The sequence below is a fragment of the Xenorhabdus sp. IM139775 genome (genome assembly GCF_028598745.1).
In the GTDB taxonomy this organism is placed as follows: domain Bacteria; phylum Pseudomonadota; class Gammaproteobacteria; order Enterobacterales; family Enterobacteriaceae; genus Xenorhabdus.
This window is the reverse complement of sequence record NZ_JAQRFK010000028.1, coordinates 23,687-38,410: the sequence shown is the minus strand read 5'-3', so window position 1 is coordinate 38,410 and position 14,724 is coordinate 23,687. Positions and strand designations below refer to the sequence as shown.

Genomic DNA, 14,724 nt, shown 5'->3' with positions numbered 1-14,724 from the left:
ATGGGTCTGGCCGCCTCTGCACAAAAAGATATTTTCTCCGGTAAAGTGCCTTTTGTGAAAAATGAGAGCCACAATAGCGAGCTTCCTGCAACCCACAGTGAAGTTAAGGGTCGTCAATTAGATTGATCATCATAATCAACGATTGATCTTCGGTACGGTAGCCAATATCAGGCTACCGTACTTCTTTGTATTCCCTCACCAGTTGCCTTTTCCATTTTGCCTGTTACTCTTTTTTCGCACACCGTTTTTTCGCACACTGTTTTTTCACATACTGTTTTTTCGCATACTGTTTTTTCACATATCGTTTTTCACCCAGAGGATGTCATGCCAAGTGACCATGAAAAAAGGAATCCTTCAATACAGGGAAACGTTTCACGCCATTAGCGAAAGGGCTGCACAGCAGTAAAAAAGCGCTTTCTGTCACCCTTCGTATTGGCAATGCCGTCCGCCGGATCCCTTTTATCGCCCACCTCATTCGGGCGGCACAACGTTTCAACGACCGAATGGGGAGCCAATTTGGTGCAGCCATCACCTATTTCTCGTTTCTCTCCTTAATCCCCATCCTGATGCTCTCTTTTGCCGTCGCCGGTTTTGTGCTGGCATCCAATCCGGACTTGCTGGCACGTTTGATCAATGGCATCGCCAATAGCATCAGTGATCCCACCCTTGCCAACACCCTGAAAAACAGCGTAGACACGGCGGTCAGCCAAAGAACAACGGTGGGACTGACCGGTTTGGCGATCGCGCTGTACTCGGGGTTGAACTGGGTCGGAAATTTACGCGAGGCGATACTTGCCCAATCACGGGATGTCTGGGAACGCAATCATGAAGATAAAGAGAAGATTTACTTTCAATATATTCGCGACTTTTTCTCCTTATTCGGTCTGCTTTTTGCGTTGGTCATGACGCTTTCGCTGACTTCCATCGCAGGCTCTGCCCAAGCGACCCTCGTCCATGCCCTTGGGTTGGAAGGCATCGATTGGCTCCGGCCTGCATGGACATCCATTGGCATGACCATTTCCATTTCCGCCAATTATTTGTTATTCCTTTGGATATTGTGGATCTTGCCGCGTCATCGCCCGGAAAGGAAAGCGCTGTTCAAAGGCACCTTAATGGCCGCAATAGGATTTGAAGTGATCAAATATATTATGACCATGATGCTGCCACGCCTTGCCAGCTCCCCTTCCGGCGCTGCCTTTGGTTCAGTGATTGGCTTAATGGCTTTCTTCTATTTCTTCGCCCGCCTGACCCTGTTTTGCGCCGCGTGGATCGCCACCTCAGAAGACAAGAAGGCTGAGTAAATATCTAGATATCAATAAGTAAGACTGTTTTTTTTGCTGTACCCACTTATCTATAACAAACCCAAAAAGGAGTCATTTTTATGCCATTTGTGAACATCAGAATTACCCGTGAAGGCGCCACTGCCGAACAGAAAAAACAACTGATTGAAGGTGCAACCCAATTGCTGGTGGATGTGCTTGGAAAAAACCCCGCAACGACTTTTGTGATCATTGATGAAGTAGAAACCGATAACTGGGGAATTGGGGGGAAGAACGTAACTGAGTTAAGGGCTGCGGCGAAGAAGTGAGTTGCTTGCCTCAATTATAATGTATTAGGTAAATACAACCACCTCACAATCAGCTAGTTTATTCAACTGGCTGATTTTTTATGGAACTTGGATTCGCATGATAAGTGCAATACCAACCAACCGATTGAGTTAGTAAGTTTAATTTTAGATTAACTGGTGCAAAGGTGTTTGTCAGCGGTAACAGTCTGATATTATTGCGGTGGGTGCTTGAATCATTCTGGTTCAGGCATTTGCCAGAGCCAGAAAGACGAAAGCCCCGAATTAGATGTTAATCGTAATTCGAGGCAGTCTCCAAACGTCACAATTTGATTCTGCCTCCTTTGTAATAAGGAGTCAAGAGGAATGACCAAGTTTGCTCTTATCGGGCTTATTGCCGTTTGTATAACGGTTCTGTGCTTTTCATTGTTAATGCGCGATAGACTTTGTTCTTTGAGAGTTAGCAGCGGAAACACAGTGGTTCAAGCTACTCTGTCATGTGACGAGTAGTCTTGTGGGGGAGGGTTTCTCCCCCGCATTTCTCTTTCTTTTGTGAGGGCTGGTGATACAAGCACCCTTTCTTTTCCTGAAGTGAAGCAATAATAAATTTTCTCACACTTTCTCCATCAGCGGATCGCTGACGCTGTGCCCACCATTTTCCAGTCGGCCAGCGGGTTATCGCCGAAGTTGTCCGGCAGGTATTGATAAATTTTCCAGCTAATGCCGCTCTCTTCCAATCGTTCAGGGTAAGTTTTCCACGTATATCCCACCTCCGGAGAGCCGGGGCTGTCCCACTCGTTGATCACCGCGGCAACATTAGCGGCGCTGGGACCATTTGTACCGCTCCAGAGAAACAGGCGGTTGGGATTAGTGCCTGCATGAATCGAACAGTGGTAGGCGTCACACAGGGTAAAAGTATTGGCCAAGGCAAATTGGTACGGCAGCTCGGTTTGGCGGTAATAGCCCATTGAGATCGTGGTTTTATAGGTTGGCCAGTCATTCATGCGGCCGCTGCCCCAAGCCAAGTGTTCATCAACCCAGGAATGAGGCGTTCCCCCGGCCCTCTGCGCATTGCCGCGCCGGCTGTCCAAGTGATAGGGCAAGACCAGCCGTCCCTCACCTTGCTGCTGCCAGATATTGCGACCACCGGGGAGTTGACCACATGCGCCACATCATCAATGGTGCCGGTACGATTGTTAGCGGGTATGGCCAGCGCCTTACGAATCGAAGCCGGCAGTAATGAATAGGCAATCCCGATAGTGGCAGCCCGCAATATTTCTCTTCGTGAAAAGCAAGGCATACATGATTAATTTCCTGAAACGTGCTCTGAAAATAACCTCAAGGATAATGCCTGAATATGACAGGGAGATGACACCAAGGAAAAATTGCTTAAAAATCAGCCTCAGCACCCATCTGTTCTCTTACTCACCACCGTTCACGGTTTCAGGCGTTTGCGTTTTTTCCGGCAGTGGCCCCGGTCGCATAATCTGGTTAAAGCTATTTTTGATTTGATTCACATCTACCGCTGCCTCACCTTTGGGTTGCACCAGAATAAAAGAGATTTCTTGCGACAGCATCTCTTTCAGTTTGTTATTCAAAAGTTGGGGCGTCAGGGCGGATAAAAATGCCTGTCTTAACCGCTGAAATTGTTCGGGGGCGATATCGATCACATTATTTTGTTGTGATAACAGACGTTGGTTAATCAAAACATCGGTATCGGTGCGGGCATACATGGCAAATAGCTGCTGGAGCTGACTCCGCTTCTGAGCATAGAGTTCATCAAATTGTTCCTGCGGCAAGCCATTTTCCCACAGGGATGACAGTTGAGAAGCCAGATACAGCGTGGCCCCCATCAGTTTGTCCGTCGGGGCATCCAGATTTAATGAGCAGTTCGCCTGCTGGTATAGCACACGGCAATCCAGGCCCAACTGCATGTCATCCTGCTTGTCCTTAAGCCCCAATTGCAGGTAACGATAAAGCGCTTCACGCGTCAGGTCATTTAACCAGTACTGAGTCAGTGCCTGTGAATTATTAATTGGCGACCAATTCAGGCTCCAAGTTAAGGACAGGCGATCTTGTTTGGCTTTATCATTCTCTACGCCAATCGTTGCTGCTTTCAGCGGCAGCAAGGTAGGAACAGGAACCGGTGTCTGCCGTTTTCCCGCCAATGACGCAAATGCCTGATTAACCTGCTCGGACAGTGATCGGTTGTCAACATGCCCCGCGATATACAGGGTCATCACATCCGGCGTGTACCATTGATGATAAAAATTTTCGACTTTTTTGGCATCCACAGGCACTGATACCGACATCCCAGGATCATGACCGATAAGTGTCGAACCTTGCAGGCGCATACGCCACACCGGGTCTTGAATATCAGATGGAAAAGTCGTCACAGAATTTTCATCCGTTTTCATGGCCAGTGCCAGTGTTTGCGGTGTAAATACCGCGCCACCCGCCATGCCAGACAACCATATCAATGCGTCCTGCAACAATTCGGGGCGATTATTCGGCAGGCTCAGGCTATAAAGGGTGAAATCATAGGAAACAATGGCAGGTGGAAGGGGGTTTTTAGTCTCTATCGCATTGCGCCACAAGTTTTCCAATTGCTGCGATGATAAATCTTTACTGCTGGATAAGACGATTTTCGGAATAAGGTAGGTGTAGCCCCGTTGCAGGTTTTTCTCGGTCAATGAGCCAGTCTTGACCAATAACCGCAACTGTATTCTGTCATTGGGCCGTTGTGGTGTTTGCAGGATTTGCCAGCTAAACCCATTGTCAAGTTTACCCTGCTGCCAGGCCGGATCAGGCTGTAACGTCTCAGCCTGTGCCAAACACGTCGTCGCCAAGATCGCACCACCAATAAGATACCCGATTTTGTTGCCCAGCATGCTCACTTACCCCTACCTGTTTAATTTTATCCTGCAAAACCTAAGATAATCAGCTATACCCAGATATTATCATTCAGGATTAGACCGCCATTCACCTTGTAAGGTTTCATTTTGATGGTGTTTTCTGCTTATTAACCTGACGATTATAGCCTTTTACCAGCAATCCCAGCTCATCATCCTGATGGCTTTTAGGGCAAGACATCGGTTCTGGCGGCTGTTCTCCATTCAGTTCCCGCACAACATCGCGCAATGGATGGATGATAATGCGATTTACGCACCAGCTTATCGACACCGTGAGAATAAGCGCAAGTAATAAATAAGTAGTTAACATTAATGCAAGTGTATTCAAGGCGAAACGATACACCCGATTGGAGTCAACCTGCAAAATAAGGTGCCCCTGTGACTCTGCGGTTTTTGGCGCCACACCATAAACATAGAGCGGAATATTGACCTCAACGGGAATACCAAAAACCTGCTTTGCCAGTTCAGGGATAGGACGATGAGTGGCAAAATCCAAGCTCATTACCCGCACGTTATCAGGTAATCGCACATCGGCCCGCCCCAGAATGCCGGAGGTCTTCAATCCAATCAACAGGGTTTTCGCTTTATTGAGATCTGAACTCAACAACGCTTCTGCCAAGGGCGTCTGGATCTGTACGGCGGCATTGTTAAGCTGACTGATATAATCCTCTTTCCGCTGCTGCAATAAGTGGGATAATTGGATGGTGATGAAAATGGCAATGGTCACCAAAGTGACGCCTGTCACTGCGGCCATCTGTTTAATGGTTAACGAACGTTTGACACGCAATTTCATCTTATCCAAACCAATACTAAATCAATGACAGTGAAAATACTGACCAGCACATCTTAACAATGTGAGTGAGTATACTTGATTTTACTTGCGGTCGTCTTATTTTGATGAATGCAATAATGTAATAACGCAATAGGGGAAAATGACCGGGGTATAATACCACGGTCAGAATAGGATTAGGCGGATGGATTTTCATCCTGTTCGACCGCGAAGCACGCGATCTGTTGTCCGCCATATTGCTTCAATTTCGGCTGAAATTGGGTACATTGACTGAACGCACGACGGCAACGGGCAGCAAAAGCACACCCCGGGGGCGGATTCATCGGGCTTGGCAGTTCTCCCGTCAGTTTAATGCGCTCACGACGCAGCTCAGGATTCAAGCGAGGCGTCGCCGACAACAGTGCCTGTGTGTAAGGGTGACGCGGATGGCTGAAAATCATTTCCCGGCTGCCTTTTTCAACACAACGCCCCAAATACATCACCATCACTTCATCAGCAATATGCTCAACGACTGAAAGATCATGGGAGATAAAGACATAAGACAATCCCAGATCCTGCTGCAAATCCATCATCAGGTTCAAAACCTGCGCCCGTACCGAAACATCCAATGCCGAAACGGGTTCATCTGCAATCACCACGTCCGGGTTTAGCATCAACCCACGAGCAATGGCGATCCGCTGACGCTGCCCGCCCGAAAACATATGTGGATAACGCGGGTAATGTTCCGGTTTTAATCCCACTTTCTCCATCATCTGCAAGACCTTTTCCTTACGTTCGGCCGCCGTCAGTAACGTATTAATCAGCAACGGCTCTTCCAAAATCTGCCCCACTTTTTTACGGGGATTTAAGGAAGCGTAGGGATTTTGAAATACGATCTGGATTTTCTGCCGCCGCAGTTTTTCTGCTTCTTTATTAGGCACCAAGAGATCTTGCCCCAGATAATAAAGCTCTCCATCCGTCGGTTTTTCAATCATGGTCAACAGGCGACCCAATGTGGATTTTCCACAACCCGATTCGCCAACAACCGCCAGGGTTTTGCCTTTTTCCAATTCAAAAGAGATACCATCCAACGCCTTGACCATACGCTCAGGCGAGAATAAACCGGTTTTTACCGGATAATATTTCTTTAATTCGCTGGCTTTCAGTAAAGGTGCCGTATCCCTTAAAGAAGATGCGGACTTTTCCTGTTCTCTGCTTTGTTGCACACTCATACTGTTGGCCTCCCCTCATCATCCAGCGGCATATGACATTTAACCTGACGATCTCTCACGGTTTGCAATGGCGGTTCCTCCTGACGGCAATGCGCATTGGCATAAGGGCAGCGAGGGTTAAGCAGACATCCCGTTGGACGGTCATATTTACCGGGCACGACGCCGGACAACGATGCCAGACGGGATTTGTCTGTCGCAAACTCCGGCAGTGCCCGCAATAATGCCTGCGTATAAGGATGGCGTGGTGCGCGGAAGATTTCCGTCGCTTTACCAATTTCCACCACCTGCCCGGCATACATCACAATAATATGATGGGCCGCTTCCGCCACCAGCGCCAAGTCATGGGTGATCAAAAGTAATGCCATGTTTTCTTTCTGCTGCAATTCCAGCAACAGTTCGATGATTTGAGCCTGAATGGTGACATCCAGCGCCGTCGTCGGTTCATCAGCAATCAGAAGTTTCGGCCGGCACGCGATAGCCATGGCAATCATGACACGCTGACTCATCCCCCCTGATAATTGATGCGGATAAACATCCAAACGAGAGGCCGGATCGGGAATACCTACCTGATTCAGTAGGTCGATGGCTCGCTGGTGGCGCGTTTTCCGATTGCCGCCATGATGGACTTTCAAGGCTTCCATAATCTGATAACCGACGGTGTAGCACGGATTCAGACTGGTCATGGGATCTTGGAAAATCATGGCCACTTCCGCCCCCACCAACTGACGGCGCGCTTTTTCTGAAATTTTGGTCAGGTCACGACCATCGAATTCCAGTTTGTTGGCCATGACCTTGCCCGGATAATCAATCAGCCCCATAATCGCCAGTGAGCTGACTGATTTACCTGAACCGGATTCCCCCACAATGCCGACAACCTCTCCCTGCTCAACCCGATAGCTGATACGGTCAACGGCGCGGAATGGTGCACCGTCATCCCCGAAGTGCACCGATAATTGGTCTACATTTAATAATGCCATATCACAATACCCCTACTGCTTGAGCTTGGGATCAAGTGCATCGCGCAACCCGTCCCCCATCAGGTTAAACGCCAATACGGTCAACAGAATAGCCAGCCCCGGAAAGGTCACCACCCACCACGCACTCTGGGCAAATTGCAAAACATCGGCCAGCATGGTTCCCCATTCTGGTGTCGGTGGCTGCGCCCCCATGCCCAGAAACCCCAAGGCAGCCATATCGAGGATCGCGTTTGAAAACCCTAATGACGCCTGCACAATCAACGGTGCGAGGCAGTTTGGCAGGATATTGATAAACATCTGGCGTATGGCACCGGCACCCGCCACTTGGGAAGCCGTCACATAATCGCGGTTGATTTCCACCAGTACCGCCGCCCTTGTCAGGCGGATATAGTGGGGCAAAGCGACGAAAGTCAGTGCTAATGACGCATTGACAATCGACGGGCCAAAGATTGCCACCAGCACCAGTGCCAGCAGCAAGCTTGGCAAAGCCAACATAATATCGACGATCCGCATGATAATGGTATCCACCACACCGCCGAAATAACCCGCCAACAGCCCCATGATGACGCCCATAATCAGTGACATCACCACGACCAGACAGCCAACCAGCAATGACAAACGAGCGCCATACATCAGGCGGGACAGAATATCGCGCCCGACATCATCCGTGCCGAGGATAAATTGCCAGCTTCCGCCTTCCTGCCAGACCGGGGGCGTCAAAAGGGCATCACGGAACTGTTCTGCCGGACCATGCGGTGCCAGTATCCCGGCCAATAATGCAGTCAGCAGCATCAGGATAATATAGGCAAGGCCAATCACTGCACCTTTATTACGTTTAAAGTAGTGCCAAAATTCTTGGATCGGCGTCATTAATTTTGGCGCACCCGATACCACCGGCTCAGTTGTTTGAGTCATCATGTGCCCCTTATTTTTTATGCCGAATACGCGGATTGACGATGCCATACAACAGATCAACCACCAGATTGACCAAAATAATCATGGTTGCGGCCAGCAATACGCCCCCCTGTACGACCGGATAGTCGCGACGTTGCAGGGCATCGATCAGCCAACGCCCCAATCCAGGCCAGGAAAAAATCGTTTCTGTCAGAATGGCACCCGCCAACATGATGCCCACTTGCAGGCCAATCACGGTGACGACAGGTAATAAAGCATTACGCAGCGCATGGACGATAATGACACGAAGGCGGCTCAGCCCTTTTGCACGGGCAGTCCGAATGTAATCTTCGCCCAGCACTTCCAGCATGGCAGAGCGGGTCATGCGCACAATCACGGCTAACGGGATCGTTCCCAGCACAATCGCGGGCAGGATCATGTGCATGACAGCATCAGTGAAATCACCTTCCTCTCCCCAAATCAGCGTATCAATCAGCATAAATCCCGTCAGGGGATAGCTGTCATCGAGGAACACACTATCGCTGATCCGGCCGGAAACGGGCGTTAAATTCCACTGGACGGAAACCAGCATGATCAGCATGATCCCCCACCAGAAAATCGGCATGGAATAGCCTGTCAGGGATAAGCCAACTGCGGTGTGATCGAAGACAGAACCCCGCTTGACGGCCGCTAATACTCCGACCGGGATCCCGACAGAGATAGCAAACAGCATGGCACAGATACCCAATTCAAGCGTCGCTTTAAAGCGCGGGACAAACTCATCCCAGACAGGAATGCGGCTTTTTAACGAGATCCCCAAATCACCATGCAGTACGCCATTGATGTAATGAAGATATTGCTCCCAGAGAGGCTTATCCAGCCCCATTGCCGCCATTAACTCGGCATGACGCTCGGCAGAAATGCCCCGTTCTCCCGCCATAATCAGTACGGGATCGCCGGGGATCATATGCACAAACGCGAAAGTCAGCAGCGTAATACCAATAAACGTCGGGATTACCAGACCCAGACGCCGGAGGATAAATTGCAGCATATCCTGATTTCTCTTTTTAGATACCAGTTACGGTTCTTTGGACCGCTTGGTGTAATACAAACCGACTTGCCCAGCAGAGAAGCGAAACCATCCCCACAGGAAAATCCGGGAGATGGTTAATCACAACAGCTCAATAGCAAGAATTATTTGAGATCAACATGGTAGAAAAGGTGTCTGCCAAGGGGATCAACCAAATATCCGTTCACTTCTTTACGAACGGGTTCATAAGCCGTGGAGTGGGCAACGATCAATGCGGGGACTTGTTCATGCATGACAACCTGTGCCTGTTTATAAAGTTCCGTGCGCTTATTGACATCCGCGGTTTCACGCGCTGGCTGGATAATGTCCTCAAATGGCTTATAGCACCATTTGGAATAGTTGGAACCCCTTTCTTTAGCGGCACAACTAAACAGGGTGCCGAAGAAGTTATCAGGATCACCATTATCTCCCGTCCATCCCATCATGACCGTTTTCGGTTCACCATCTTTGGCACGTTTCAGGTATTCACCCCACTCATAACTGACGATCTTGGCTTTAACACCAATTTTCGCCCAGTCGGCCTGAATCATTTCCGCCATGCGACGGGCATTCGGGTTATACGGGCGCTGTACCGGCATCGCCCACAGATCGGTTTCAAAACCATCCGGCAAGCCCGCTTCCTGCAACAGTGCCTTGGCTTTGGCGGGATCATAGCTGTAATCTTTGATACCGTCGTTATAACCCCACATAGTGGGCGGGATCAGGTTTTTCGCTTTCTGCCCTGCGCCCTGATACACCGCCTCAAGGATCGCGTCTTTGTTCACTGCCGTTACCAGTGCCTGACGCACTTTCACATTATCCAGTGGCGGCTTGGTGACATTGAAAGCAAGGTAACCCACGTTCAAACCCGCCTGTTCCATCAAGACAATATTTTTATCTTGTTTCATCCGGGCGATATCCGCAGGGTTTGGATACGGCATCACCTGACATTCGTTTTTCTGCAATTTTGCATAGCGGACAGAAGCATCAGGTGTAATGGAGAAGACTAAGCGGTCAATTTTCGCTGGCCCTTCCCAATAATCCTTAAATGCCTTATAGAGAATGCGCGAGTCTTTTTGGTATTGCACTAGCTGGAATGGGCCGGTGCCAATCGGATTGAGGTCAACTTTTTCTGGTGTGCCCCCTTTCATCATCACATCAGCATATTCTTTGGACATGATTGAAGCAAAATCCATCGCCAGATTAGCAATGAAAGGAGCCTCAGAGCGTGACAATACAAAGCGAACGGTATGATCATCGACTTTTTCTATTTTGCTGATGATACTCCCCATATCCATGCCAATGAAATATTCGTAGCTGCCGCCTGAGACATTATGGTACGGATGATTTTTATCTTTCTGACGCATAAAAGTAAAAATCACATCATCTGCATTAAAATCACGGGTAGGTTTGAATTCCTTGCTGCTGTGCCACTTCACCCCCTTGCGCAAATGGAAGGTATAAACTTTACCATCGTCACTCACATCCCAACTTTCGGCCAAGCTTGGGATGATACTCGTTGTACCTGCTTTAAAATCCACCAGACGGTTATAGATCTGTCTGGACGTTGCGTCATACGTTGTACCCGAAGTGAATAGCTGCGGGTTAAAGCCTTCAGGAGAACCTTCAGAGCAGTAAACCAGCGTTTTTGCCTGAATACTGGCTGTCACCGCCAATGCAATAAGACCGACACCCAGCTTTAACAAACTGGACGGTTTTTTCTTGAAAATCGTCATTACTTGCACCCCGTTTGTGATGTTGTTTGTTTTGTTATCTTTTCGCTTGTCAATTAATCAATTGTTATGCCTGACGTCAACATAATTACACATAACATGAGAAACATAAGAAGAACATAAAAGCAAAAAATTATTAACAATAATAGTTGAAAAACATGACAAGAAGCATACGAAATAGGCAAATGAACTAGAAATTAACCAAACAGGAAGAATTAAACTCTGGTGATGATAATTTTTGAATTTGTGACCAATTACTTAAATAATGAGCAACATAGCTTATAAAAAAGACAGGCGTGCATAAGATGCGGATACGATTTACTCAGAATAATGCGTTGAAATATAAATCATTAAGGTGAAAAACAGGACGGGTCTTGTGAAAACAATCGTTTTTGCTATTCATCCGGCTTATTGACAGAAGCCATACGATTACTCCTAATACTCAGTTTCTTTAAATAACTATCAATATATTGTTTAGATAGGTTTTCGTGATGATATTTCGCTCAAAACGACTATAATATAACCTTAGCCAATTTAGCTAAAGGGGATAAAGCATGACTATTCAAGCAAATATGCACGAAGCGAAAACACATTTAAGTCAACTTGCAGATAAAGCCGTTAATGGTGAAATTGTTATTATCGCGAGATCTGGAAAACCTTATGTCCAACTCGTTCCTATTAATCAATCAGATAGAATCCCCGGAGGATTCGAAAATGATGTCAGTATAGATGAAAAATTTTACGAAGCTGACCGTGATATACAGGAAATGTTTGAAGGATCACTATGAAACGGCTTTTATTGGATACCCACGCACTCATTTGGTGGATTACGAATGATCCATCTTTAGGCGAAATGACAAGAAGGGTGATCGCCAAAGGAACAAGTAGCATATTTGTCAGCTCAGTAACTCCTTGGGAAATATCCATAAAACGTGCATTGGGAAAATTAAAGTTCAATGCCGATTTTGATCTTATTATGGAAAAAAATAATTTTATTCCTTTATCAATCACACATGCCCATGCAGAAAGTGCGGGTGATTTACCACGTCATCATGGAGATCCGTTTGATCGGATGCTTATTGTACAAGCACAAATGGAGGGATTAACGCTGGTTTCTGCTGACAGTGCCTTTTCGGCATATGGCATTCGATTAATGAATGCGCGTCTGTAAGCCAAAAGCGAACAAGAAAGTATGCAATAATTTTATTTCATACATAGCAAAAAACCCTGCTTAAAAAAGCAGGGTTTCAGAATGCTGGTCGGCGAGAGAGGATTCGAACCTCCGACCCACTGGTCCCAAACCAGTTGCGCTACCAAGCTGCGCTACTCGCCGAAAACGAAGCGCATCTTACTGCCAGCGCCGCATACCGTCAATCTCTTTTTAAAGATAAGTGCTTGTTTGATGATAAACCAGCCAAAATACCCCTGTGTAACCCAGCGCAGATAACAAAAAGCCTCATCCTAAACGGTGAGGCTTTGCATTAAATCAATCAGCGATTACTGGAGCAGTGAAATATCAGCGACACGCAAGAACAGGTCACGCAATTCACTTAACAGCGTCAAACGATTGATCCTGATCTGGCTGTCTTCATCCATCACCATCACGTTGTCGAAGAACGCGTCCACCACTTCACGCAGGGAAGCCAATTCAACCAGCGCATCCTGATAATTGCTTTCGGCAAACAGAGGCGCCAGTTTTTCTTTCAGTACCACCAGATGCGTCGCCAGTTGGATCTCTTCTGCCGCTTTCAATACCGAAGCCTGAACGCTGTCATTCAACGTCTCTTCGGATTTCGCCAGAATGTTGGAAACACGCTTATTCGCCGCCGCCAGAGAGACCGCTTCATCCAGAGTACGGAAATGCGTCACGGCTTTCATGCGGGCATCAAAGTCGGCGGGTTGGGTCGGACGACGCGCCAGTACTGCTTGGATCGTATCAACGCCATAACCCAGTTCCTGATACCACGCGCGGAAGCGGCCGAGCATAAACTCAACCACATCATCCACCACTTTTTCGTTGGTCAGCTTGTCACCGTACAGACGCACCGCTTCTGCTGCCAACGCCTGAAGGTCAAGCGGCAGTTTTTTCTCAACGATAATGCGCAAAACACCCAGTGCCGCACGGCGCAGGGCAAACGGGTCTTTATCGCCTTTCGGATGCTGGCCAATCCCGAAGATCCCCGCCAATGTATCCATTTTATCGGCAATGGCAACGGCACAGGAAACGCCGGTTGATGGCAGTGCATCACCAGAGAAACGCGGCTGATATTGCTCGTTCAGTGCCAGTGCCACCTCTTCGGCTTCACCATCATGGCGGGCATAGTGCATGCCCATCACGCCCTGCGTATCGGTGAATTCGAATACCATGTTGGTCATCAGGTCACATTTGGATAATAACCCCGCGCGCGTCGCATGATTGACATCGGCACCGATTTTTTCCGCAATCCAGCCAGCCAGAGCCTGAATGCGATCGGTTTTGTCACGCAGTGTGCCTAATTGTTTCTGGAACAGGACGGTTTCCAAACGAGGCAGGTTGTCTTCTAAACGCTGTTTGCGGTCAGTCTTGAAGAAGAATTCCGCATCCGCCAGACGCGGGCGAACCACTTTTTCGTTACCGGAAATGATTTGTTGGGGATCAGAAGATTCAATATTGGTGACAAAGATAAAGTTCGCCATCAATTTGCCGGCCTGATCGTAAACCGGAAAATATTTCTGGTCACCTTTCATGGTGTAAACCAGTGCTTCAGCAGGCACCTGCAAGAATTTTTCTTCGAATTTCGCCGTCAGTACCACCGGCCATTCCACCAGCGAAGTCACTTCTTCCAACAGGCTATCGCTCAGATCTGCCACACCACCAAGCTGCATCGCGGCTTGTTCTGCGTCACGCTTAATGATCGCCTTACGTGTTGCGTAATCCGCGATAACCCGACCACGTTCCTGCAAAATAGCGGGATACTGTTCTGCATTTTCAATGGCAAATTCCGCTTCACCCATAAAACGGTGACCACGAATAATGCGATCGGATTGAATACCCAGAATGTTGCCGTCAACCACGTCGCTGCCCAGCAGCATCGTGACGGTATGTACCGGACGGACGAACTGGGTTTCTTTATCGCCCCAACGCATCAGTTTAGGGATTGGCAATTTGCCCAGCGCACTGCTCACCATCTCAGCCAGCAAAGCTTTGGCTTCGCGGCCTTTGACCTGAGCGCGATAGAGCAACCATTCCCCTTTGTCCGTGACCATGCGTTCAGCCTGATCAACGGTGATACCGCAACCACGCGCCCAACCTTCGGCGGCTTTGGTCGGTTTACCTTCTGCGTCAAATGCTTGGCCAATCGCAGGGCCGCGTTTTTCAACTTCACGATCAGCCTGTGCTGCCGCCAGATTTGTGACTTTCAGTGCTAAACGGCGAGGTGCCGCAAACCAGCTAATTTCACCATGACCCAGATTGGCATTATTCAGTTCTGCTGCAAAATTGGCCGCAAAGGATTCTGCTAATGAACGTAGCGCCTTTGGTGGCAGCTCTTCTGTGCCAATTTCCACAAGAAAAGTCTGTTGAATCATGATGGCC

13 protein-coding genes, 1 tRNA gene and 1 pseudogene are annotated in these 14,724 nt (G+C 48.3%); 5 read left to right on the top strand and 10 right to left on the bottom strand.

The features are described 5' to 3' along the window. Positions 1-392 precede the first annotated feature (392 nt). From yhjD to PSI17_RS08385, 3 genes are all read left to right on the top strand, one after another. The gene (yhjD, locus tag PSI17_RS08395) at positions 393-1,301 is read left to right on the top strand and encodes an inner membrane protein YhjD (RefSeq protein WP_273551554.1); all 909 of its coding nucleotides are present in this window, start codon (positions 393-395) and stop codon (positions 1,299-1,301) included. An 80-nt stretch (positions 1,302-1,381) separates the two neighbouring features. Continuing rightward, a complete protein-coding gene (locus PSI17_RS08390) occupies positions 1,382-1,588 on the top strand; it encodes a 2-hydroxymuconate tautomerase family protein (RefSeq protein ID WP_045957420.1) in 207 nt (68 codons plus the stop codon). A 342-nt stretch (positions 1,589-1,930) separates the two neighbouring features. Beyond that, a complete protein-coding gene (locus tag PSI17_RS08385; protein ID WP_273551551.1) occupies positions 1,931-2,074 on the top strand; it encodes a Hok/Gef family protein in 144 nt (47 codons plus the stop codon). A 128-nt stretch (positions 2,075-2,202) separates the two neighbouring features. Here the strand turns inward: PSI17_RS08385 and PSI17_RS17325 are convergent. The 8 genes and pseudogenes from PSI17_RS17325 to dppA form a co-directional block, all read right to left on the bottom strand. Further along, positions 2,203-2,864 (bottom strand): annotated as a pseudogene (locus PSI17_RS17325) (alkaline phosphatase family protein); the annotation flags it as partial. A gap of 121 nt (positions 2,865-2,985) precedes the next feature. Then, positions 2,986-4,455, bottom strand: coding sequence for an insulinase family protein (locus PSI17_RS08370; RefSeq protein WP_273551549.1), 1,470 nt, complete (start codon positions 4,453-4,455; stop codon positions 2,986-2,988). Between the two features lie 106 nt (positions 4,456-4,561). Continuing rightward, the gene (locus PSI17_RS08365; RefSeq protein WP_273551548.1) at positions 4,562-5,269 is read right to left on the bottom strand and encodes a HAMP domain-containing protein; all 708 of its coding nucleotides are present in this window, start codon (positions 5,267-5,269) and stop codon (positions 4,562-4,564) included. 173 nt (positions 5,270-5,442) lie between these two features. Then, complete coding sequence (gene dppF / locus PSI17_RS08360) at positions 5,443-6,477, bottom strand: dipeptide ABC transporter ATP-binding subunit DppF (RefSeq protein WP_273551547.1); 1,035 nt, start codon at positions 6,475-6,477, stop codon at positions 5,443-5,445. After that, a complete protein-coding gene (gene dppD / locus PSI17_RS08355) occupies positions 6,474-7,454 on the bottom strand; it encodes a dipeptide ABC transporter ATP-binding protein (protein WP_273551546.1) in 981 nt (326 codons plus the stop codon). The genes dppF and dppD overlap by 4 nt, the downstream gene beginning before the upstream one ends. 12 nt (positions 7,455-7,466) lie before the next feature. Continuing rightward, positions 7,467-8,369, bottom strand: coding sequence for a dipeptide ABC transporter permease DppC (gene dppC, locus PSI17_RS08350; protein WP_273551545.1), 903 nt, complete (start codon positions 8,367-8,369; stop codon positions 7,467-7,469). Positions 8,370-8,379: 10 nt separating this feature from the next. Further along, entirely contained in the window at positions 8,380-9,399 is a 1,020-nt protein-coding gene (gene dppB / locus PSI17_RS08345) for a dipeptide ABC transporter permease DppB (protein WP_273551544.1), read from the bottom strand. Positions 9,400-9,542: 143 nt separating this feature from the next. After that, complete coding sequence (dppA, locus tag PSI17_RS08340) at positions 9,543-11,153, bottom strand: dipeptide ABC transporter periplasmic-binding protein DppA (protein WP_273551543.1); 1,611 nt, start codon at positions 11,151-11,153, stop codon at positions 9,543-9,545. Positions 11,154-11,704: 551 nt separating this feature from the next. Between dppA and PSI17_RS08335 the strand changes: the two genes are divergently transcribed. Together PSI17_RS08335 and PSI17_RS08330 are read left to right on the top strand one after the other, a co-directional pair. Beyond that, entirely contained in the window at positions 11,705-11,938 is a 234-nt protein-coding gene (locus PSI17_RS08335; RefSeq protein ID WP_273551542.1) for a type II toxin-antitoxin system Phd/YefM family antitoxin, read from the top strand. Further along, positions 11,935-12,321, top strand: a complete 387-nt coding sequence (locus PSI17_RS08330) for a type II toxin-antitoxin system VapC family toxin (RefSeq protein ID WP_273551541.1) — start codon at positions 11,935-11,937, stop codon at positions 12,319-12,321. Before PSI17_RS08335 ends, PSI17_RS08330 begins: the two co-directional genes overlap by 4 nt. An 85-nt stretch (positions 12,322-12,406) precedes the next feature. Here PSI17_RS08330 and PSI17_RS08325 read toward each other — a convergent pair. Together PSI17_RS08325 and glyS are read right to left on the bottom strand one after the other, a co-directional pair. Then, a tRNA-Pro gene (locus PSI17_RS08325) sits at positions 12,407-12,483 on the bottom strand. 164 nt (positions 12,484-12,647) lie between these two features. Further along, entirely contained in the window at positions 12,648-14,717 is a 2,070-nt protein-coding gene (gene glyS, locus PSI17_RS08320) for a glycine--tRNA ligase subunit beta (RefSeq protein WP_273551540.1), read from the bottom strand. Positions 14,718-14,724: the final 7 nt, after the last annotated feature.

Excerpts from the sequence above, each read along its gene's own strand:
- PSI17_RS08390 (WP_045957420.1), top strand. The coding sequence starts at position 1,382 with ATGCCATTTGTGAACATCAGAATTACCCGTGAAGGCGCCACTGCCGAA.
- PSI17_RS08385 (WP_273551551.1), top strand. The coding sequence starts at position 1,931 with ATGACCAAGTTTGCTCTTATCGGGCTTATTGCCGTTTGTATAACGGTT.
- PSI17_RS08370 (WP_273551549.1), bottom strand. The coding sequence starts at position 4,455 with ATGCTGGGCAACAAAATCGGGTATCTTATTGGTGGTGCGATCTTGGCG.
- PSI17_RS08365 (WP_273551548.1), bottom strand. The coding sequence starts at position 5,269 with ATGAAATTGCGTGTCAAACGTTCGTTAACCATTAAACAGATGGCCGCA.
- dppF (WP_273551547.1), bottom strand. The coding sequence starts at position 6,477 with ATGAGTGTGCAACAAAGCAGAGAACAGGAAAAGTCCGCATCTTCTTTA.
- dppD (WP_273551546.1), bottom strand. The coding sequence starts at position 7,454 with ATGGCATTATTAAATGTAGACCAATTATCGGTGCACTTCGGGGATGAC.
- dppC (WP_273551545.1), bottom strand. The coding sequence starts at position 8,369 with ATGACTCAAACAACTGAGCCGGTGGTATCGGGTGCGCCAAAATTAATG.
- dppB (WP_273551544.1), bottom strand. The coding sequence starts at position 9,399 with ATGCTGCAATTTATCCTCCGGCGTCTGGGTCTGGTAATCCCGACGTTT.
- dppA (WP_273551543.1), bottom strand. The coding sequence starts at position 11,153 with ATGACGATTTTCAAGAAAAAACCGTCCAGTTTGTTAAAGCTGGGTGTC.
- PSI17_RS08335 (WP_273551542.1), top strand. The coding sequence starts at position 11,705 with ATGACTATTCAAGCAAATATGCACGAAGCGAAAACACATTTAAGTCAA.
- PSI17_RS08330 (WP_273551541.1), top strand. The coding sequence starts at position 11,935 with ATGAAACGGCTTTTATTGGATACCCACGCACTCATTTGGTGGATTACG.
- glyS (WP_273551540.1), bottom strand. The coding sequence starts at position 14,717 with ATGATTCAACAGACTTTTCTTGTGGAAATTGGCACAGAAGAGCTGCCA.